At 58.5% G+C, this 18,460-nt stretch carries 19 protein-coding genes and 1 pseudogene; 10 read left to right on the top strand and 10 right to left on the bottom strand.

Translation table 11 applies throughout. From position 1 onward, the window contains the following. The first annotated feature begins 222 nt into the window (after positions 1 to 222). From sufU to K5E80_RS01725, 3 genes are read left to right on the top strand one after another with little or no spacing between them, the layout of a single operon-like run. Entirely contained in the window at positions 223 to 678 is a 456-nt protein-coding gene (gene sufU / locus K5E80_RS01735) for a Fe-S cluster assembly sulfur transfer protein SufU (protein WP_220634532.1), read from the top strand. Next, complete coding sequence (locus tag K5E80_RS01730) at positions 675 to 1,028, top strand: SUF system Fe-S cluster assembly protein (protein WP_220634531.1); 354 nt, start codon at positions 675 to 677, stop codon at positions 1,026 to 1,028. Before sufU ends, K5E80_RS01730 begins: the two co-directional genes overlap by 4 nt. A gap of 1 nt (position 1,029) precedes the next feature. Further along, on the top strand, positions 1,030 to 1,347 hold the full coding sequence (locus tag K5E80_RS01725) for a non-heme iron oxygenase ferredoxin subunit (protein ID WP_220634530.1): 318 nt from the start codon (positions 1,030 to 1,032) through the stop codon (positions 1,345 to 1,347). A gap of 112 nt (positions 1,348 to 1,459) precedes the next feature. Here K5E80_RS01725 and K5E80_RS17075 read toward each other — a convergent pair whose 3' ends face one another. Continuing rightward, the gene (locus K5E80_RS17075; RefSeq protein WP_246590829.1) at positions 1,460 to 1,603 is read right to left on the bottom strand and encodes a hypothetical protein; all 144 of its coding nucleotides are present in this window, start codon (positions 1,601 to 1,603) and stop codon (positions 1,460 to 1,462) included. Between the two features lie 254 nt (positions 1,604 to 1,857). Between K5E80_RS17075 and K5E80_RS01715 the strand changes: the two genes are divergently transcribed. The 3 genes from K5E80_RS01715 (at position 1,858) to K5E80_RS01705 (ending at position 5,436) form a co-directional block, all read left to right on the top strand. After that, positions 1,858 to 2,136, top strand: a complete 279-nt coding sequence (locus K5E80_RS01715; protein ID WP_220634529.1) for a MoaD/ThiS family protein — start codon at positions 1,858 to 1,860, stop codon at positions 2,134 to 2,136. A gap of 4 nt (positions 2,137 to 2,140) precedes the next feature. Beyond that, positions 2,141 to 3,109 (top strand): quinone oxidoreductase family protein, encoded by a 969-nt coding sequence (locus tag K5E80_RS01710; RefSeq protein WP_220634528.1) that lies wholly within the window; start codon positions 2,141 to 2,143, stop codon positions 3,107 to 3,109. Positions 3,110 to 3,600: 491 nt separating this feature from the next. Then, positions 3,601 to 5,436, top strand: a complete 1,836-nt coding sequence (locus K5E80_RS01705) for a methyl-accepting chemotaxis protein (RefSeq protein WP_220634527.1) — start codon at positions 3,601 to 3,603, stop codon at positions 5,434 to 5,436. Positions 5,437 to 5,669: 233 nt separating this feature from the next. On the opposite strand, the gene K5E80_RS01700 is transcribed toward K5E80_RS01705, so the two are convergent. Together K5E80_RS01700 and K5E80_RS01695 are read right to left on the bottom strand one after the other, a co-directional pair. Beyond that, a complete protein-coding gene (locus K5E80_RS01700; protein WP_220634526.1) occupies positions 5,670 to 5,828 on the bottom strand; it encodes a hypothetical protein in 159 nt (52 codons plus the stop codon). 138 nt (positions 5,829 to 5,966) lie between these two features. Then, positions 5,967 to 6,398 (bottom strand): annotated as a pseudogene (locus K5E80_RS01695) (TCP-1/cpn60 chaperonin family protein); the annotation flags it as partial. A 357-nt stretch (positions 6,399 to 6,755) separates the two neighbouring features. Here K5E80_RS01695 and K5E80_RS01690 point away from each other — a divergent pair. The 3 genes from K5E80_RS01690 (at position 6,756) to phbB (ending at position 8,603) form a co-directional block, all read left to right on the top strand. Further along, positions 6,756 to 7,241 carry a M67 family metallopeptidase gene (locus K5E80_RS01690; protein ID WP_220634525.1) on the top strand — a complete coding sequence of 162 codons (486 nt, stop codon included), beginning with the start codon at positions 6,756 to 6,758 and terminating at the stop codon, positions 7,239 to 7,241. A gap of 15 nt (positions 7,242 to 7,256) precedes the next feature. Then, the gene (locus K5E80_RS17070; RefSeq protein WP_220637194.1) at positions 7,257 to 7,478 is read left to right on the top strand and encodes a zinc-binding dehydrogenase; all 222 of its coding nucleotides are present in this window, start codon (positions 7,257 to 7,259) and stop codon (positions 7,476 to 7,478) included. Positions 7,479 to 7,859: 381 nt separating this feature from the next. After that, positions 7,860 to 8,603, top strand: a complete 744-nt coding sequence (gene phbB, locus K5E80_RS01680) for an acetoacetyl-CoA reductase (RefSeq protein WP_220634524.1) — start codon at positions 7,860 to 7,862, stop codon at positions 8,601 to 8,603. Between the two features lie 348 nt (positions 8,604 to 8,951). On the opposite strand, the gene ppc is transcribed toward phbB, so the two are convergent. Both ppc and K5E80_RS01670 read right to left on the bottom strand, forming a co-directional pair. Further along, entirely contained in the window at positions 8,952 to 11,705 is a 2,754-nt protein-coding gene (gene ppc, locus K5E80_RS01675; protein WP_220634523.1) for a phosphoenolpyruvate carboxylase, read from the bottom strand. A 95-nt stretch (positions 11,706 to 11,800) separates the two neighbouring features. Then, positions 11,801 to 12,421 (bottom strand): class I SAM-dependent methyltransferase, encoded by a 621-nt coding sequence (locus K5E80_RS01670; RefSeq protein ID WP_220634522.1) that lies wholly within the window; start codon positions 12,419 to 12,421, stop codon positions 11,801 to 11,803. A 143-nt stretch (positions 12,422 to 12,564) separates the two neighbouring features. On the opposite strand from K5E80_RS01670, the gene K5E80_RS01665 reads away from it, so the two are divergent. Further along, a complete protein-coding gene (locus tag K5E80_RS01665) occupies positions 12,565 to 13,185 on the top strand; it encodes a cation efflux transmembrane domain-containing protein (protein ID WP_220634521.1) in 621 nt (206 codons plus the stop codon). Between the two features lie 341 nt (positions 13,186 to 13,526). Here the strand turns inward: K5E80_RS01665 and K5E80_RS01660 are convergent, their stop codons facing one another. The 5 genes from K5E80_RS01660 to K5E80_RS01640 all read right to left on the bottom strand — a co-directional run bounded on the left by K5E80_RS01660 (position 13,527) and on the right by K5E80_RS01640 (position 18,415). Further along, the gene (locus K5E80_RS01660; RefSeq protein WP_220634520.1) at positions 13,527 to 13,718 is read right to left on the bottom strand and encodes a hypothetical protein; all 192 of its coding nucleotides are present in this window, start codon (positions 13,716 to 13,718) and stop codon (positions 13,527 to 13,529) included. A gap of 88 nt (positions 13,719 to 13,806) precedes the next feature. Further along, positions 13,807 to 15,984, bottom strand: a complete 2,178-nt coding sequence (locus tag K5E80_RS01655) for a xanthine dehydrogenase family protein molybdopterin-binding subunit (RefSeq protein WP_220634519.1) — start codon at positions 15,982 to 15,984, stop codon at positions 13,807 to 13,809. Between the two features lie 10 nt (positions 15,985 to 15,994). After that, positions 15,995 to 16,450 (bottom strand): (2Fe-2S)-binding protein, encoded by a 456-nt coding sequence (locus K5E80_RS01650; RefSeq protein WP_220634518.1) that lies wholly within the window; start codon positions 16,448 to 16,450, stop codon positions 15,995 to 15,997. 182 nt (positions 16,451 to 16,632) lie between these two features. Then, positions 16,633 to 18,018 carry an aspartate ammonia-lyase gene (gene aspA / locus K5E80_RS01645; RefSeq protein WP_220634517.1) on the bottom strand — a complete coding sequence of 462 codons (1,386 nt, stop codon included), beginning with the start codon at positions 18,016 to 18,018 and terminating at the stop codon, positions 16,633 to 16,635. A 58-nt stretch (positions 18,019 to 18,076) separates the two neighbouring features. Continuing rightward, the gene (locus tag K5E80_RS01640; protein ID WP_220634516.1) at positions 18,077 to 18,415 is read right to left on the bottom strand and encodes a 4a-hydroxytetrahydrobiopterin dehydratase; all 339 of its coding nucleotides are present in this window, start codon (positions 18,413 to 18,415) and stop codon (positions 18,077 to 18,079) included. Positions 18,416 to 18,460 lie beyond the last annotated feature (45 nt).

Raw genomic sequence — 18,460 nt, 5'->3', positions numbered from 1 at the left:
AAACAAACAGAAGTGGCTTCGATGGTGGACTTCGTTTCTTGGCCGGAAAGGCAGCAGAAACGCCCGCCCCCTCCCATCCTCCCCCTCGCGGGGGAGGCGATTATCAGGCTCGCTTCGCTCGCAATTTTTCGCCAATTCCCCCGTCCCAAAGGCGCGGGAGGATGGGAGAGTATGCTCATATTTCCCTTGCGTTAATGCGGGCGGCCCGGCAGAGGAACAATTATGAGCGACCTGCGCGACCTGTATCAGGAGGTCATCATCGACCACAGCCGCCACCCGCGCAATTTCGGCAGGCTGGATCAGGCCAACCATCGCGCCGAGGGTTACAATCCCCTATGCGGCGACAAGCTGACGGTCTACCTCAAGATGGACGACGGCGTCATTCGCGACCTCGGGTTCGAAGGCGAAGGCTGCGCCATTTCTACCGCCGCCGCCTCGCTCATGACAGAAGCGCTGAAAGGCAAAACGGAAGCCGAAGCGGAGGCCATGTTCGCCGCCTTTCACGCCCTGGTGACCGGAGAAACAGCGCCGGCTGCCGCAACATTGGGCAAACTCGAAGTGCTTGGCGGCGTGCGGGAATTCCCGTCCCGGGTGAAGTGCGCCACGCTGGCCTGGCACACCTTGAGCGCCGCGTTGCGCGACCAAAGCGGCATTGTGACCACGGAGGACAATTTATGAAAGTACTGGACTGGCTGAATCGCAGCGGTAAGCGGACATCTGATGACTTACTGGAAACCAGGGTCATCGCCGCGCTACGCACCGTGTTCGATCCGGAGATTCCGGTCAACATCTACGACCTCGGTCTCGTTTATGCGCTGGACATCGATCAGAACAGCGGCGACGTCAACATCCACATGACCCTGACCGCGCCCGGTTGTCCTGTGGCGGCGACCTTTCCCGACACTGTGGCCACTACCGTGGGACAGGTGGAAGGCGTTCACAGTGTTGAGGTCGAACTGGTGTGGGAACCGCCCTGGTCGCAAGACATGATGGACGAGGCGGCGCGCCTTGAATTGGGGATGCTCTGATATGACCAAATGGATAATTGTTGCCGAGCAGGCCGAGTTCCTGCCCGGTACTTGCCGCGCCGTGGATGTCGGAGGAACGCCGGTGGCGGTATTCAACATCGACGGCAACTACTACGCCATCGCGGACGAGTGCACGCATCAGGCCGGGACCCTGTCCGATGGCGAGACTGATGGGCTGGAGATCATCTGCCCCCTTCACGGCGCGCGCTTCTCCCTCGTCACCGGGGCGGCGCTGACGCCCCCCGCCTATGAGCCGGTGGCCACCTTCCCGGTCCGCATCGAAATGGGTCTGGTGCAGGTCGGGGACGATTCAAGTTGAGAGGTTCCGCTGCGATGACGTCGATATTGCACAGCCAGTATTGAGGCACGTTAATTCAGAAACGTCATCCCACGACGACTCCCGTCGATCATCCCGCAGGGATTCCTTTCAGTCATTCCCGCGAAGGCGGGAATCCAGGATCTTTAAAAGTCACTGGATTCGCCTCCTCGTCCGATACCGCCGGCACGATGATCACGTCATCGCCCGGTTTCCAGTTCACCGGTGTGGCAACCTTGTGCTTGACCGTGAGTTGCATGGAATCCGTGCATACGCAGTATCTCGCCGAGATTACGCCCCGTGGTCATGGGGCAGGTCCTGCGTTGCCTGCGTGGTAAAGTTTGGTGCTATGTCATTTATGCGTAAGGACATGATGAATCCTCCTTTCATCGCTATAACCTTGATGCATATGTTGGATTTGGGTATGCTTGTTGTCCATCCCATATCCACCATGCGCCAGGGTTTTTTATTGTGGAACCGCCAAGGCGAATTTGAAGAGGAGACAGTACTGCCATGAGCCAGATAATTATCCATATTCCAGCGCCATTACGTTTCTATACGGACGGCAGCGATGAAGTCCGGGTGCAGGGCAGCACTGTGGGCGAAGTACTTGCAGCGCTGAATGCGATCCATCCTGGTATCAGGGATCGCATCCTTACGCCCGGGGGCGAACCACGCCAGTTCGTCAATTTCTACCTCGGCAGCCAGAATGTGCGCATGCTGCAGGGACTGCTGACTACAGTCAAGGACGGCGACGTGCTGTCGATCATTCCCGCTGTCGCAGGAGGGTAGCCGCATGAAAGCCGTCCGCATATCGAAGACCGGCGGCCCCGAAGTCCTGGAGTACGCAGAAGTCAGTCTGCCACCGCCGACAGCGGGCCAGGTACGTGTCCGTCATGGAGCCATTGGCGTCAATTTCATCGATACTTATCATCGCTCCGGCCAGTACAAGATTCCGCTGCCTGCAATTCTGGGAACGGAAGCGGCAGGCGTCGTGGAAGCGCTTGGCGCTGGTGTCGCTGCGCTGAAGCCCGGCGATCGTGTCGGCTATTGCGGGATACTGGGCGCTTACGCCGAAGCCAGCAATGTCGCCGCCGACCGCCTGGTGAAGCTGCCGGCGCATATGAGTGACGAGATCGCCGCGGCGGCCATGCTCAAGGGCATGACGGCTCAATACCTGTTGAAGCGCACCTATGCCGTGCAGCGCGGCCAGACCATTCTGTGGCATGCAGCCGCGGGCGGCGTCGGACTGATCGCCAGCCAGTGGGCGCGGCACCTGGGTGCCGTCGTCATCGGCACGGTAGGTTCCGACGACAAGGTCGCGCTGGCGAAAGAGTACGGCTGCACTCACGTTGTGAATACGCGCCAGGACGATTGGGTGAAACGCGTGCGCGAGCTTACCGGTGGTCATGGCGTAGCGGTCGTATACGACGGCATCGGCAAAGACACCTTTTTCGGCTCGCTGGATTGTCTCGCCATGCGCGGCCTGATGGTCAGCTTCGGCAATGCATCGGGCGCCGTGCCACCCTTTGAACCCGCACTTCTGAGTGCGAAGGGTTCGCTTTATCTGACTCGACCCAACCTTGCCGATTACACGCACGACAGCCGGGAACTGCAGGAGGCCGCGGACCAATTATTTGCCGTTATTGCTTCCGGAGCGGTAAAAGTGGCCATCAACCAGCGCTTCAGGCTTGCGGATGCGCGGGCGGCCCATGAGGCGCTGCAAGCGCGCATCACGACCGGCGCGACCCTGTTGCTGCCCTGAAAGCCTAATAATCCGGCGGACTTTGCAAAATAACGATTTACAAGCCGCCAATTCCATTGGCCACGCTGCCAAAGTCTGAGCTTGAGCGAGGGCGGTGCACTTGTCGCGGGCGGTACACCTTGCAATGTCAATGACGACAACGACGTAGTAGCCTTCTATATGAAGCGGATTTATTCTTTGCGTCCGGAGTTCCTCGTATTCCCGCAACGGGGAATCGAAGCACCGAACTTCCGCAACCAGCCAAAGGAAGGGACATTCGTCCGATGAAAATCCTGCTGAGATCAGCGGCCGGTTAAATATTACTTATCGGCCATTTCATTTCCTGCACCATCTCGAGCACTTGCATGAACACGCCGGCCAACTCATCGAGAAACCGCCGGCGAAAGGTTGTCAGCGGCGAAAAACGAGATTGGGCTGAAAGAACTGACCTAAAGTTGCCTAAAGAATCGTCGATAAAGTGCTGACAACGGAAACAGGTAAAAGGCAAAATCATGAAAATCGATAATTCCATCAAGTCGCTTGCCAGCAACGGCATGGCAGGAAGTCGTACTGCCGGCAAGGCTGGTGCGGGCGGCAACAAGACGCCGCAGGTTGACAGCGTCAATGTTCAACTGAGTTCCCTGTCTGAGCAGGTGCAGACTGTGTCCACAAGCGATGGTGCCATCGACACGGCCCAAATCGCGGAAATCAAGTCTCCAAAACTACAGCATTCGATGATCTTGCGATCCGTTTTGGGGGATAACATGGTTTCAAATATTTCGGCAGGTGGCTGGACGCTGCGGAAACGGTTTTCGATTGCACTTGGAACCATCGCGGTCGTCATTGTGACATCGCTGTATGGCGTCCGTCTCATGGGAAAAGCAGCGAACTTCCATTTCCATGAGCGCAATCACATGGAATTTGCGCTACGTATCGATGCGGCCCTCGCTAATGTTGAGAACGAAGTTAATAACGCGGGCAATACTCGTATCGAAAACATCTCCGATCAATTGAAACAGACACGACAAACAGCGGTTGATGCCGACAACGAGACTTTTGGATTCGAGCAGCTGCTATTTCGCGCACTAGGTTTTGGCCCATTGGTTGATCTCCCGCAAAAAGACATCAGGGATGTCGACGGAATGGAGAAGATAATCGCAGCCTTTCCAGCCAAGACGGGAGCAATGCCAAAGGAACTCGCCGTACAGTTACGTCCAGGAATGAATGCCGTTCTGGAGAATTCGGAACTTTTCGCGCCCCTTACATCGGCCGCAGCACGTTTCATCAAGATCACTGTCTCAATACTTTCGGTGATCAGTGCAGCGATTCTGATGGCCACCATAATCAGCTTGCGGCAACGCACCTTACAACCGCTAACAACGGCGATCGTTGCCGCCCAACGGGTAGCCAGCGGCGATTTGACTGAAGAAATCGAGGCTAGAAGCAACGATGAAGCAGGGATGCTGATGTCCGCCCTGGGCACCATGGTTACTGCCTTGCGGGAGTTGGTCAAAGAAATCAATAGCGGCGCCAACGACGTGGTGACGAATGCCGAACAGATCAGTGTAGCCTCCCGTGAAGTCAGCCTTGCTGCGGAACAGCAGGCCGATGCGACATCCGCCATGGCAGCCGCTATCGAAGAGCTGACGGTCAGTTCCAACCACATTTCCGAAAGCGCCAGCGAAACCGAACAGGACTCACTCGCCGCCATGACGGAAGCCGGCGAAGGCAGTCAGCGGGTCGAACAGGCGACCGTTGCCATCCAGAAAATCGCAACGACCGTCGCCGAAGCTTCCCGGCAGATTCACGAACTGGAAGATCGGACCATGCAGGTTACTTCAATCGCCAACGTTATCAAGAACATTGCCGGACAGACCAATTTGCTGGCACTCAATGCGGCTATCGAGGCTGCCCGTGCCGGCGAGCAGGGGCGCGGTTTTGCCGTGGTGGCAGATGAAGTCCGCAAACTCGCCGAACGGACGTCGTCGGCCACTATTGAGATTGAACAGATGATTGTCGGTATTCAAAAAGACACCATAGGGGCCGTTTCGGCCATGAACTCTGCGCTACCAGAGGTTGAGCAAGGTGTCGAGCTGGCTGGTTCTGTCTCCGACTCCCTACGCACCATTGAAGCCGGTGCCGGCCGAACGCTGGGACGCGTCCGCGAAGTGGCCGATGCCACCCGGGAACAGAGCGTAGCGAGTACGTCCATCGCTCAGCGTGTCGAAACCATCGCCCAGATGGTTGAAGAAACTTCCTTGACCATCCGTGGCACAGCGGAAACAGCCAATCAACTGGAATTCATAGCCCAAGGGTTGAAAAGCAAGGTCGGACGTTTCCGTGTTTGATGTCTGATCGAAACCATCCGGTCTGCACCCACGCCATGAGTCAATTCGGCAGATTCAAGGGCATTCTTCTTTCGTCCATCGTTGTCATTCTGACGACAGCGGCAGTTATCGGGATTGGGCGGTAATAGCAAGCGTGGCGATGCCTACCCTTGCTGGATGGGTAAGCAGATTGGCTGCAACAGGATTTGGCGAGCCAGCCAAGGCACTAACTGTTCGAACCCCACCCTCAATATTCAACCGCTATTCCACAGCCCCGCCGCACCACCATTGATGGTCAGGTGCAGCGCGCTGCGTACACGATCGTCGATTTCGCCGCTGTGGTGCCGCTGCACCTCTTCGATCCAACTGTGCGATCCAACTGCGCCGCACAGGCTGGTCAAAGGGTCTTCCATGTCAGGTCCGCTCATGGTACGAAAGGCTCACCATGAACGGACCATTCAGGCAAACTGACGCGGCGCGGCGATTACGCCGTTCGGACTTCGATCTTGCGGGTTTTGAACTCCGACAGCACACCCTCCTTCAGACTTGCTTCGCATACCCTCGACGAGTTCAAGCTCGTTGTCCAGGCTCTTGCCATCCTCGATGGTAATAACCCCTTCCTTGCCGACCTTGTCCACGGCATCGGCGATGATCTTGCCGATCGCCGTGTCGGCGTTGGCGGAAATGGCGCCAACCTGGGCGATTTCCTTGCTCGTGGTACAAGGCTTCGACATCTTCCCGAGCTCGTCGACGACTGTGGCGACGGCCTTGTCGATGCCACGCTTGATATCCATCGGGTTCATGCCGGCGGTAACGTGCTTCATGCCTTCCATGACGATGGCCTGAGCCAGCACCTTCGCCGTGGTGGTGCCGTCGCCGGCGACGTCGGAGGTCTTCGAAGCGGCCTCCTTCAGCATCTGCGCACCGATGTTCTCGAACTTGTCCTTCAGCTCGATCTCCTTGGCGACTGAAACGCCGTCCCTGGGATGCGAAAACAGGATGGCCCAGCTGTCGCCAATCCACTCATGGAAGTTGATGCGACCCTGTGTCGTCTGCGCGGTATAGTCGGGGGCAATGCCATTAATGCGTAAGGACATGATGAATTCTCCTTTCATCGCTATAACCTTGATGAATATGTAGGATTTGGGCATGCTTGTTGTCCATCCCATATCCACCATGTCGGGACTTTTTATTGTGGCCTGGATTCACGCCGCGTCAACACGGATTTCTGCCGATCGGAGAAGTCGACACAGCATCGCTGGGCAAGCATTTGTTTTTCATCTGTGACTGCTGAATTCACCGGATTAGTCGCTTTTGCAGCTTGATTTCGGGACCAATGCATGGCGAACCATCCCATCAAATGGGAGTCCAATCTTTATAAGAAAACCGCTAAGCAGAAGGGATGTTTTGTGACCTTAAGCTTGAACAAGGATGTGCGGGCCTCGTTGGAGGGGTGGGCGCGTTCGGGCTACCCGAAAGAAAGCTGTGGCCTTTTGATCGGTGAGGAAAAAAATGGGATTGCTGTAGCGACGCGCGCCGTATTGGCGAAAAATCTCAACAAGGAACGCGCTACAGACCGTTATGAATTGGATCCGGAGGATTTTTTTAAGGCGAACAACGAAGCCTGCGCATCGGGATTGGAGATCATCGGCGTCTGGCATTCCCATCCGGATTACCCGGCACGGCCTTCCGAAACGGATCGGATGATGGCATGGCCGAAATGGTCTTACCTCATCATTTCTGTCAGCAATCAGAACATCGAGGATGTACGCGCCTGGCAACTGAACCGTCAGAGCGAATTTGAAGAGGAGACAATACTGCCATGAACCAAGTAACTATCCATATTCCAGCGCCATTACGTTTCTATACGGACGGCAGAGACTGCTGACGACAAGCACGACAGCCGGGAGCTGCAGGAGGCCGCGGACGAATTATTTGCCGTTATTGCTTCCGGAGCGGTAAAGGTCGCCATCAACCAGCGCTTCAGGCTTGCGGATGCGCGGACGGCCCACGAGGCGCCGCAAGCGCGCATCACAACAGGCGCGACGCTGCTGCTGCGCTGAAAGCCTAACAATCCGGCGGGCTTTGCAAGGTAGCGATTTACGAGAGGCCCATTCCGGCACGAGTGCTGGATATTGTTGATTGGTCTACCGTATTGAAAACGAGGGGCAAGGAAGTCAAAGCGAGCTTATCCAGGCTTCCGCGCACGGCGCTCATGATTTTGCATGGCCGCGAAACGGGAGCATTCGCATCGAAACCAATCGCACCAGGGACTCCACCGTCAGGATTCATAATCTGTTTGGTGATACGGCACAAATGAATACGTGCGCACACGTATTGCCGCAACCAAAATCAATAATTAACATCTCTCGCACAAAAAACGTGGGGCCACGTCCATGGCGTGGCTCATATGGGGGGATTTTTCATCTATCAAAGGAGGAAATATGCAATGTATTGCCTTGGTGACTGGTGGCATGGGGGGGGGCTTGGGCGAAGCGTTATGTATCAAGCTGGCGGCGCTTGGCAACAGGGTGGTGACGACCTTTAGCCCAAGCAACATGAAAGCCAAAGACTGGCTGAAGTCGATGCGCGACCAAGGTTATAGTTTCAATGCTTACCCCTGCGATGTCGCCAATTTAAATTCCTGCCGCGAATGCGTGGGCATGATAGAAAACGACTTGGGGCCCGTGAATGTGCTGGTCAATAACGCCGGCATCACGCGTGACATGACGTTCAAGAAGATGACAGCAGAGGATTGGGATCTCGTCATTCGCACCAATCTTTACTCCGTGTTCAACATGACCAAGCAGGTGATGGACGGCATGGTGGAGCGTGGTTGGGGCCGCGTCATCAATATCTCTTCGGCTGTCGGACAGAAGGGGGCTTACGGCCAGACCAACTATTCGGCGTCGAAGGCGGGCATGCACGGCTTTACCAAGGCGCTGGCACTGGAAGTCGCAACGAAAGGCGTCACCGTTAATACCGTTTCGCCGGGCTACATCGGCACCAGGATGGTTAAGGCGATTCCGCAGAACATCCTTGAAAGCAAGATCCTGCCGCAGATTCCGCTATCGCGCCTTGGCAATCCGGAAGAGGTTGCCGGACTGGTCGCTTATCTTGCCTCTGACGAAGCGGCTTTTGTCCATGGCGCGAATATTTCAATCAACGGCGGCCAGCATATGTTCTGAGCGCCCGCTCATTGCCCGGGTGGAGAAGTCGATGACCAGTGATTCGAAAAACTTAATGCCCATGAAATGACTGGTATACAGGATATTGGGCAAGGAACTCCGAAATAATTAATTCCGGTCCCTCAGAAATGTTTCCAGCTTCGGTTGTATTCTTTATCCGTTGGCTGCCGCGAGCGAACAGTGCCTCACCATATATCGGACCATATGGCAACAGTTTCAGGCGCTGTATTGTCGTGTCCCGATTTACCCGGCGATGCGAGATAAATAAATGCGTGCGAGCACGTATCACCGAGGCATAACCTTGACCTGAAAGTCGCAGTTGAAGGGGTGGAACTCCAGGTGCAATATTTAACCGCTATTCCGCAGCCCCGCCGCAACGCCATTGATGGTCAGGTGTAGCGCACTATGGACGCGGCCGTCAATCTCGCCGCTGCGGTGCCGCTGCAGCAATTCGATCTGCAAGTGGTTGAGCGGGTCGAGGTAGGGAAAACGGTTGCGCAGGGAACGCTTGAGCAAGGGGTTGCCATCGAGTAGTTCAGTCTGGCCCATGATCTCAAGCAGGGCATCGACCGACGCCTGCCGCTCGGCCTTGAGGCGCGGGAAGATCGCGTTGCGCAGCGTTTCATCCTTGACCAGTTGCGAGTAGCGCTCGGCAATGCAGATGTCGCTTTTGGCCAGCACCATGTCCATGTTGGAAAGCAGGGTGCGAAAAAATCCCCAGTCGCGGTACATGACGGCAAGCAGTTCCATTCCGGCTGCGCCATGAGCGGCGCGATAGACCGTTACCGCAGTGCCGAAGCCGAACCAGCCGGGCAGCATCAGGCGGCACTGCGCCCAGGAGAATACCCACGGAATAGCGCGCAGGGCTTCAATCTCCCGCGATTTCTTGCGCGACGCGGGGCGGCTGCCGATGTTGAGTTCGGCGATTTCGGAGATGACAGTGGATTCCCAGAAGTATTGTTCGAAGCCCGCTGTCTCATAGACCATTGACCGATAGCTACTGTAGGCAGTGGCCGAAAGTTCCTCCATCGCATGGACAAACTCCGGTCTGGGGTCGTCGTGCACACGCGGCAGCAGCGTGGCAGTCATGGTCGCAGCGACCAGCACTTCGAGATTGTGACGGCCGAGTTCCGGGTTGCCGTATTTGGAAGCGATCACCTCACCCTGCTCCGTGATGCGAATTCGCCCCTGCACCGCGCCCGCCGGTTGGGCCAGGATGGCCTCGTAACTGGGGCCGCCGCCGCGCCCGACCGAGCCGCCGCGGCCATGGAACAGGCGCAGCTTGACGCCATGTCGATTGAATATATCGATCAACGCCCGCTCCGCGCTATAGAGGCTCCAGCCCGAGGTAACAAAACCGCCATCCTTGTTGCTGTCCGAGTAGCCCAGCATCACCTCCTGGACATGGTCGCGCGAGGCCAGCCACTGCCGGTACAGCGGAATGGAAAACAGACGTTCCATGATTTCGCCGCAGCGGGAGAGATCACCAATGGTTTCGAACAGGGGCACGATATTGACGGCAAGCTGCTGTTCGCGCGGCAGCAGCAGCCCCGACTCTTTCAGCAGCAGGGCCAGTTCAAGCATGTCGGAAACACCATCGGTCTTGGCGATGATGACGTTCTCGATGGCACCCGCGCCATAGATATCGAGGATGTTGCGTGCTGCCTTGAATATCGCCAGTTCGCTGGCAGTCTGCTCGCCATACTCGACAAACGGCGACACCAGGGGGCGCGGCGTGGCGAGTTCTTCCAGCAGCAGCGCGATGCGGGCATCTTCGCCCAACGCGAGGTAATCGATGTCAGGCCGCACCGCGGCGAACAGTTCCGCCACGGTCCGGGCGTGAACGTCCGAGTTCTGGCGCAGATCGAGCGGCGCCAGATAGAAACCAAACACCGCCACGGCGCGACGCAGGCGGCGCAGGCGGCCGCGTGTCAGCAACACGGAGTGATGCTCGACCAGTGAACCGTGAATCGTGTCGAGATCGGCGCTGAACTCCGCCACCGACTCGTAAGGCGGCGCAGCACCGATCGCCGGCTGTGACGCTTCCAAAATGTCAAGAGCCTTGGCTGTCGCCGCCAGTCTTGCATGGATGCCGGAAATCGCGCGCCGATAGGGTTCGTCGTCACGATGCGCAGCGCGGTCGGGCGACCGGGCCGCCAGTTGCTCCAGTTCCTGCGAAACACTCACCAGGCGGGAAGTCGATGACAGGCCCGCCCTCAGTTGATTGAGCTGCTCCAGGTAATAGGCCAGGGCGCGCCGGCTGTGCATACGCATGGTGTTGATTAGCACGTCCGCGGTAACGAAGGGATTGCCGTCACGATCGCCGCCAATCCATGAGCCAGGGCGCAGGAAGGCGGGCAGTTCATCCGCGCCGCCGGGCAATGCCCGCGCAATCCTGTCGTCAATGGCATTGTGCAGACGCGGCAACTGGCTGAGGAACGTGACATCGTAATAGCTCAAGGCATTGGCGACCTCGTCCATCACCGCGAGGCGCGTGTAGCGCAGCATGCGGGTCTGCCACAAGGTTAGTACGGCGCGGCGAATGGCCGCCTCGTTTTCGCTGTGCTCCTCCGGCGTAAGCAGCATCTGGTTCTGCTCGTTAAGCAGGAAAGCAATCTTGCGCTCGCAATCGAGAATGCTCTTGCGCTGGACCTCGGTTGGATGGGCGGTCAACACCGGAACGATCTGGCAGTTGCGAAAAAATGCCAGCAGTCTTTCTCCATCAACGCCCGCGCTCAAAGCCTGCACCAGCGCATGATCGAAACTGCCCTCGTGCGGCGGCGAACCGGCGATGGCGTGGGTGCGGGAACGGCGCAGATGATGCTGATCTTCGGCGATATTGGCAAGATGAGAGAAATAGCTGAAGGCACGCACGACCTGGATCGTCTGTACATGATCGAGGCCACCAAGCAAGGCCGTGAGTTCCTGCCGCGCCGTTATATCGTCGTCGCGATGAAAGCGGATGGCCAATTGACGGATGCGCTCCACCATTTCATAGGCGCCCTGCCCTTCCTGGTCGCGTAGCGTATCGCCCAGAATACGCCCCAGCAGCCGGATGTCCTGCCGCAGCGGTTCGTCCTTGTCGTGCTCATCCTGGTGCATGTTTACATGCCTTTCGATGGATTCCGCGAATTACGAAATCCGATATAGCCGTCATTTAGATTCCCCAATAACAGACAACGATTGATTGGACCGTGTCAGCAATTGCCCTTGCGACAATAGCAATATACGAACTGCTGCACCGTACCGAAAGGAGTGTGATGCGCTTCCTTTTCATGCGCGACCAGCAGGAATGCACCTCCAAATTCCGCATGCAGCGCATCAGGCTGGTATCTCATCACGGGCAGGCCACTGCATTTTCCCGGGCCATCCTCTGCAAAGGTGGCCGCAATGACATGCCCACCCCGGCGAACTGAACGCATGACCTGTGCGACATAAGTCTGACGGTCAGCCGGATCGGTCAAAAAATGGAACACGGCGCGGTCATGCCAGATGTCGAATCGGTGGATAGGAAATTCCACACGAGTAATGTCGCCTTCCATCCAGTGTACGACATCTGCATGTTTTCCTAAGCGCTGCCTTGCGACACCAAGCGCCGTCGCTGACAGATCAAGCACGGTTATGTCGGCATAGCCCTCTGCCACCAGATCATCCACCAGTCTGGATGCCCCCCCGCCCACGTCAATTATGGCCGCATCTTTACCGAGCCCGGTATTGTGGATTAGCCGCAGCGACAGATCGGCGTGTTCCTGAAACCAACTCATCGAGTCAGATGGCTTGGCCGTATAGACCTGCTCCCAATGTTGCTTGCGATTCATGGCTTGATCTCCCAAAAGCGCAGCACTTTTCCGGGTCGCGGAATTCGCCCATTATGCGAGATTAAGGGCGGATTTGCAGCGCATTCGAATTGGTCGCGCATTTCTGTCATCATTACAAACAACCCTTATTGATGCAATCCCGCATGTCAGACTGTTGCGAAAACAAAACCTGTGCACTCGATGCAATGAGAGATCGACAGAGCGGAACGCTTAAGATCGTTCTTGGCATCAATGCCGTGATGTTTGTAATCGAGCTGGTTGCAGGATTGATGGCGGGATCGATAGCGCTGTTGTCCGATTCTCTCGATAATTTGGGTGATGCGATGACCTATGGACTGAGTCTCTACGCGGTCTCCCGCAACTCACGCACGAAAGCCAAGGTTGCCTTGTTCAAGGGCCTGCTGATTCTGACAGCAGGACTTTTTGTGCTCGGTCAGGTTGCTTACCGGATCGCTGTTCCGGTCATCCCGCTATATGAAACCATGGGCCTGGTCAGCCTGCTGGCGCTACTCGCAAACGGCACTTGCCTGACTCTGCTCTGGAAGCACCGTGAGGAAGACATCAACATGAGTTCGGTTTGGGAGTGTTCACGCAATGACATTGCTTCCAACCTTTCGGTTTTTGTGGCAGCCGGCGGCGTATGGCTTACACATTCCGGTTGGCCCGATATTTTGATTGGATTGGCACTGGCACTCATGTTTTTGGAGTCTGCGGTGAAAGTTCTGAGGGGTGCCATCGCTGAATTGAGGCAGCCCACTGCCTAACCTGCCGAAAACGAGATCGGCAACTGAAAGCGTTCGAAACGAAGCATTTTTTCCAGCGGCAATGAACCCGTAGGAGCAGGCAACAGCAGGGTGCAGGATTTTTTTACTTGCAATTCAGATTGGACCGGCCCGCTGGAAATTGGCATTGAGCACATCGTTCATGGGCAGCAGATCGTAGAGGGACTTTGCTGATTGCGCCGCTCCCGGAAATCTGGCGGTAGGCGACCGTGTTGTTGCACCGGGGCCGCGCGCAGCGCTCATAGTGCGACGGCATGCTGTGGGCGAAAGACTGACGCGCTACCGGCAGGATCAAGGTTGGAACGCCTCAAATGGCTGACGTCTCAATCATGTCGCTGCTTTTCGCAGATCTTGATCAACAAGTGAAGATGATATGGGTCGGTCGGGCTTGGATCAAAATCGAAATGCTCACAGAACCGCCGCGCCTCGTCATCCTTGGCATGAGCAATGACCGCGCGGATACCGGAATCCGCAACGCGGCTCAAGCGCCCGGAGGCCGCGGCGAGGATCCTCATGTGCGAGCGACCGTCGCCAGGACGGTGCGCCGCCCCGCAGACAGCCACGTGACAGCCGTGTGCAGCACTTGCAGGTCGGCGCTGTCGATCATGCCAGGCGCAGCGGGAGATTGCGCAGGCGCTGGCCGGTTGCGGCGAACAGCGCATTGGCGACGGCCGGTGCAATGGGCGGCACGCCCGGCTCGCCCACGCCGCTCGGCTTGCTTGCGGACGGCACGATATGCACTTCCACCTGCGGCATCTCATTGATCCGCAGCAGCGGATAATCGTTGAAATTGGATTGCTCTATCCTGCCATCCTTGAGCGTGATCTCGCCATATAGCGCAGCGCCAAGTCCGAAGCCGATGCCGCCTTCCATCTGGGCGCAGATGACGTCGGGATTCACGGCGATGCCGCAGTCGACCGCGCAGACGACGCGGTCGACGTGGTAGCTGCCGTCCGGTTTTACCGTCACCTCGGCCACCTCGGCCACGACCGTATTGAAGGACTCATGCACGGCAATGCCGCGGCCGCGTTTCTCGCCTGCCTTGCCGGGCGCCAGGGCGGCGCCCCAGCCGGCCTTGTCCGCCGCCAGGTTGAGGGCCGCCAGGTGCCGGGGCTGCCCCGCCAGCAAGGTACGGCGGAATTGCACGGGGTCCTTGTTCGCCGCATGGGCGAGCTCGTCGATGAAGGCCTCCGTGGAAAAGCCCGTGTGCGTCGACCCCACCGCCCGCCACCACTGCACGGGCACCGCGAGCGTAGGCGAGTGCAAGTCTACATGAAGGTTGGGAATCGCGTACGGCAGGTTCGTCGCGCCTTCGACCGAGGTCTGGTCGACCCCGTTCTTGACCATGCCGCCTTCCAGCGGCGTGCCGACCAGGATCGATTGCCCGACGATGCGGTGCGTCCAGGCTACCGGATTGCCGCTCGCGTCGAGAGCGGCAGCGAGGCGATGCACGTAGGCCGGACGGTAGTAGCCGGCACGCATGTCGTCCTCGCGCGTCCACACCAGCTTGATCGGTGCCCGTCCGTGGATGGCCTTCGCGATCTGCGCCGCTTCGACGACATAATCGGAATGAGGATTGGCGCGGCGGCCGAAGCTGCCGCCCGCGTAAAGCATGGTGATTTTGACCTGTTCCGGCGCCAGGCCGACTACCTTGGCAACGTTGCTCTGGTCGACGGTCTGGGACTGCTCGCCGTTCCAGATTTCGCAGCTCTTCGCGCCGAGGCGGACGACGCAGTCGAGCGGCTCCATCGCCGCGTGGGCGAGATAGGGGAAGCTGTAATCGGCGCTGAGCTGCTTCGCCGCACCGCCCAACGCGGCTGCCCCCTGGCCTTCGCTACGGGCGACGGCGCCCGGCTTGTCGAGCAGTTCGCGGTACATCTGCAGTATTTCGGACGAGCTCATGCGGAACGCCGCCGACTCGTCCCATACGACATCAAGCGCGTCGCGCCCTTTATTCGCCGCCCAGAAATTGCGCGCCAGGACGGCGACACCCGTCGGTATGGCGACGACATCGACGACGCCTTTCACCTTGCGGGCGTGTGCGGCGTCGAAGGACTTGAGCGTTGCGCCAAAGCGCGGCGCGTGGGCAACTACGGCGACCAGCATGTTCGCCAGCTGGATGTCCTGCGTATAAATGGCCGTGCCGTCGACCTTGGCCCGGCTGTCCTTGCGCGGCACCTGCTTGCCGATATAGACGAAATCCCGCGGCGACTTGAGCGTGACGCTGTCCGGCACGGACAGCTTGGCCGCGTCGGCGGCAAGTTCGCCGAAGGTGGCGCGGTGGCCTTGCGCATCGGTCAACACGCCCTGGCGCACGCCGATGGTCTCCGCCGCTACGCGCCAGCGCTTGGCCGCGGCGGCGACGAGCATGGCGCGCGCAGTGGCGCCGGCGTGGCGCATCTGCTCGAAGGAATTCGCAATCGCCGAGCTGCCGCCGGTGCCCTGCATCGGTCCCCAGTTCAGGTTGTTGTAGCGCCTGGCATCGGCCGGCGCGCCTTCGACGCGAATCTGCGCCCAGGCGGCATCGAGCTCGTCCGCGATCAGGGTGGACAGCCCCGTATAGGTGCCCTGTCCCATTTCAAGGTGCTTGGCGATGACGGTAACGGTGTTGTCGCTGCCGATGCGCACAAAGGCGTTCGGCTCGAATTTCGCGACGGCGCCGGCCTTGTCTGCCGCCTCCGCAGTTCCGCTCACGACCGGAAAATATAGGGCTAGCGTCAGGCCCGCGCCGGCCTTGAGGAAATCCCGCCGGCTCTCGTTTTCTATCTTGAGGTTGTTCATGGCACGCTCCTCAGACCAAGGCCCGCGCCGCTTCATGGATCGCGGCACGGATGCGCAGGTAGGTTGCGCAGCGGCACAGGTTTCCCGACATGGCGAAATCGATCTCCGCGTCGGTCGGGCGCGGGTTGCTGGCCAACAGCGCAACTGCGGCCATGATCTGCCCCGACTGACAGTAGCCGCATTGAACGACGTCGAGCTTTTCCCATGCGGACTGTACTGCCTTTGCCGCCTTCGTGCGCAATCCTTCCACGGTCGTGATGCGCTTGCCTGCCACCGCTGAGACCGGCGTGACGCAAGCGCGCATGGGTACGCCATCCACATGCACGGTGCAAGCGCCGCAGGAGGCGATGCCGCAGCCGTATTTCGTTCCTGTCAGCCGCAGCTCATCCCGCAAGACCCACAACAGAGGCGTATCGGGATCAATGTCCATGCGGTGGCGAGTGCCATTCACGTCAAGTGTGACCATCTTGACCTCCATGACTTTCGTGTAGCCGGCGTTCCCTGCACTTCACGAAGACGTGCCCACGAACTAAAAAGTTCGCCTATACACCATAGTTGGTGAACCGTGGTTTGACAACACGGCGTTTCCGAAATGCCCACTTTTTATCTCCGGCACATACCGCTTCCCCTGCCGAAACAGGCTTGACCTCAGCGCGTCTGGACCAGCGTGCCGGGTTGCAGCAACGCATCGAGCTGCTCCTTGCTGAGCAGGCCTTTTTCCAGCACCACTGCATAGACGCTTTTGCCGCTCGCCAGCGCCTCCTGCGCCACCTCGGTCGCACTGGCGTAGCCGATGAAGGGATTCAAGGCGGTAACGATGCCGATGGAATGTTCGACGTTATGGCGCAGATGCTCACGGTTGGCGCTGATGCCCTTGACGCAGCGCTCGGCCAGCGTGAGACAGCCGTGGGTCAGATGGTTGATGCTTTTGAAAATGCTGTGCGCGATGATGGGTTCGAAGGCGTTCAACTGCAACTGGCCCGCTTCGGCGGCGAAGCTGACCGTGACATCGTTGCCGATCACCTCGAAGGCGATCTGGTTCATAACCTCCGGGATGACGGGATTGACCTTGCCCGGCATGATCGATGAGCCGGTCTGCATCGGCGACAGGTTGATCTCGCCGAAGCCGGCGCGGGGGCCGGAGGAAAGCAGGCGCAAGTCGTTGCAGGTCTTGGACAGCTTGACCGCAACGCGCTTCAGCACGCCGGAAAGCTGCACGAAGGCGCCGGCATCCTGGGTGGCCTCGACCAGATTCGGCGCAGTGATCAGGCGCAGGCCGGTGATGTCGGAGAGATACTGACACACTAGCGCCGCATAGCCGGGAGGAGCGTTGATGCCGGTGCCGATGGCGGTGGCGCCGAGGTTGATCTCGGCGATCAACATGGCTGCTTCGCGCAGGCGCTCCTCGTCCTCGCCGAGCATGACCGCATAGGTCGAGAACTCCTGGCCCAGGGTCATCGGCACCGCATCCTGCAGTTGGGTGCGACCGATCTTGAGCACATCGACGAATTCCTCGGCCTTGGCCGCGAAGGCTTCGCGCAGTTCCGCCATCGCCGCGATCAGCTTCTTGATGCCGAACTGTGCCGCGATGTTCACGGCGCTCGGATACACGTCGTTAGTGCTCTGGCTCAGGTTGACATGTTCGAGCGGGTGCAGGTACTGGTATTCGCCCCTGGCGTGACCGAGCAGTTCGAGCGCGCGGTTGGCGATCACCTCGTTGGCGTTCATGTTGGTGGAAGTGCCAGCCCCGCCCTGGATGACATCCACGACGAACTCGTCAAGCAATTTGCCCTCGCGGATTTCCTCGCAGGCGAGCAGGATGGCTTGCGTGCGTGCGCCATCAAGCAAGCCCAGTTCATTGTTGCTCAGCGCCGCTGCCTGCTTGACGCAGGCCAGCGCCACCACCAGGTCGGGGTAAATGGAAATGGAGGTGCCGCTGATGGCGAAATTCTCCAACGCTCGTAGCGTATGAATGCCGTAGTAGGCATCGTTGGGAACATTGCGTTCCCCAATCAGGTCATGTTCGCGGCGCACGTTCTTGCTCCAGATGTTTGCGGCACAGAGGGAGACGGAGCTTCCCGCTGCAACTACTTTAATGTTGATTGAGTTGCTGATCGGCTTTGGCCGCAAAAATGAAATCGCTTTCGGTCAGACCGTCGATCTTGTGAGTCCAGATCGTCAGCACGACCTTTCCCCACGCCAAATAAATGTCGGGGTGATGGCCCTGCCGTTCCGCCAGTTCGCCGACCCGGTTGGTGAAGTCGAGCGCCTGCCGGAAGTTCGGGAAGTCGTACTTTTTCTCAAGATGATGTTCGTCGATGCAGCGCCAATCGTGCCCTAATTGCTCCAGCAGGACAGTCAGCTCGCGGCCTTTCAATGCGGGCACACCGCCCTTGCAGGGAATGCATTCCTTGTTTGCCAATTCGCTCATGGGATCCTCCTGACTGTTTAGCGGGTTGCGCCGGTTATTTCGGCC

The organism is Georgfuchsia toluolica (assembly GCF_907163265.1).
GTDB lineage: Bacteria > Pseudomonadota > Gammaproteobacteria > Burkholderiales > Rhodocyclaceae > Georgfuchsia > Georgfuchsia toluolica.
This window is presented reverse-complemented; position numbering and strand designations above follow the sequence as displayed.

Coding starts and splice junctions, on each gene's coding strand:
- K5E80_RS01690 (WP_220634525.1), top strand. CDS start 6,756: ATGGCGAACCATCCCATCAAATGGGAGTCCAATCTTTATAAGAAAACC.
- K5E80_RS01650 (WP_220634518.1), bottom strand. CDS start 16,450: ATGGTCACACTTGACGTGAATGGCACTCGCCACCGCATGGACATTGAT.
- K5E80_RS01670 (WP_220634522.1), bottom strand. CDS start 12,421: ATGAATCGCAAGCAACATTGGGAGCAGGTCTATACGGCCAAGCCATCT.
- K5E80_RS17075 (WP_246590829.1), bottom strand. CDS start 1,603: ATGCAACTCACGGTCAAGCACAAGGTTGCCACACCGGTGAACTGGAAA.
- K5E80_RS01640 (WP_220634516.1), bottom strand. CDS start 18,415: ATGAGCGAATTGGCAAACAAGGAATGCATTCCCTGCAAGGGCGGTGTG.
- K5E80_RS01665 (WP_220634521.1), top strand. CDS start 12,565: ATGTCAGACTGTTGCGAAAACAAAACCTGTGCACTCGATGCAATGAGA.
- ppc (WP_220634523.1), bottom strand. CDS start 11,705: ATGCACCAGGATGAGCACGACAAGGACGAACCGCTGCGGCAGGACATC.
- K5E80_RS01715 (WP_220634529.1), top strand. CDS start 1,858: ATGAGCCAGATAATTATCCATATTCCAGCGCCATTACGTTTCTATACG.
- K5E80_RS01655 (WP_220634519.1), bottom strand. CDS start 15,984: ATGAACAACCTCAAGATAGAAAACGAGAGCCGGCGGGATTTCCTCAAG.
- K5E80_RS01660 (WP_220634520.1), bottom strand. CDS start 13,718: ATGAGGATCCTCGCCGCGGCCTCCGGGCGCTTGAGCCGCGTTGCGGAT.
- K5E80_RS01705 (WP_220634527.1), top strand. CDS start 3,601: ATGAAAATCGATAATTCCATCAAGTCGCTTGCCAGCAACGGCATGGCA.
- K5E80_RS01700 (WP_220634526.1), bottom strand. CDS start 5,828: ATGGAAGACCCTTTGACCAGCCTGTGCGGCGCAGTTGGATCGCACAGT.
- sufU (WP_220634532.1), top strand. CDS start 223: ATGAGCGACCTGCGCGACCTGTATCAGGAGGTCATCATCGACCACAGC.
- K5E80_RS01710 (WP_220634528.1), top strand. CDS start 2,141: ATGAAAGCCGTCCGCATATCGAAGACCGGCGGCCCCGAAGTCCTGGAG.
- K5E80_RS01725 (WP_220634530.1), top strand. CDS start 1,030: ATGACCAAATGGATAATTGTTGCCGAGCAGGCCGAGTTCCTGCCCGGT.
- phbB (WP_220634524.1), top strand. CDS start 7,860: ATGCAATGTATTGCCTTGGTGACTGGTGGCATGGGGGGGGGCTTGGGC.
- K5E80_RS01730 (WP_220634531.1), top strand. CDS start 675: ATGAAAGTACTGGACTGGCTGAATCGCAGCGGTAAGCGGACATCTGAT.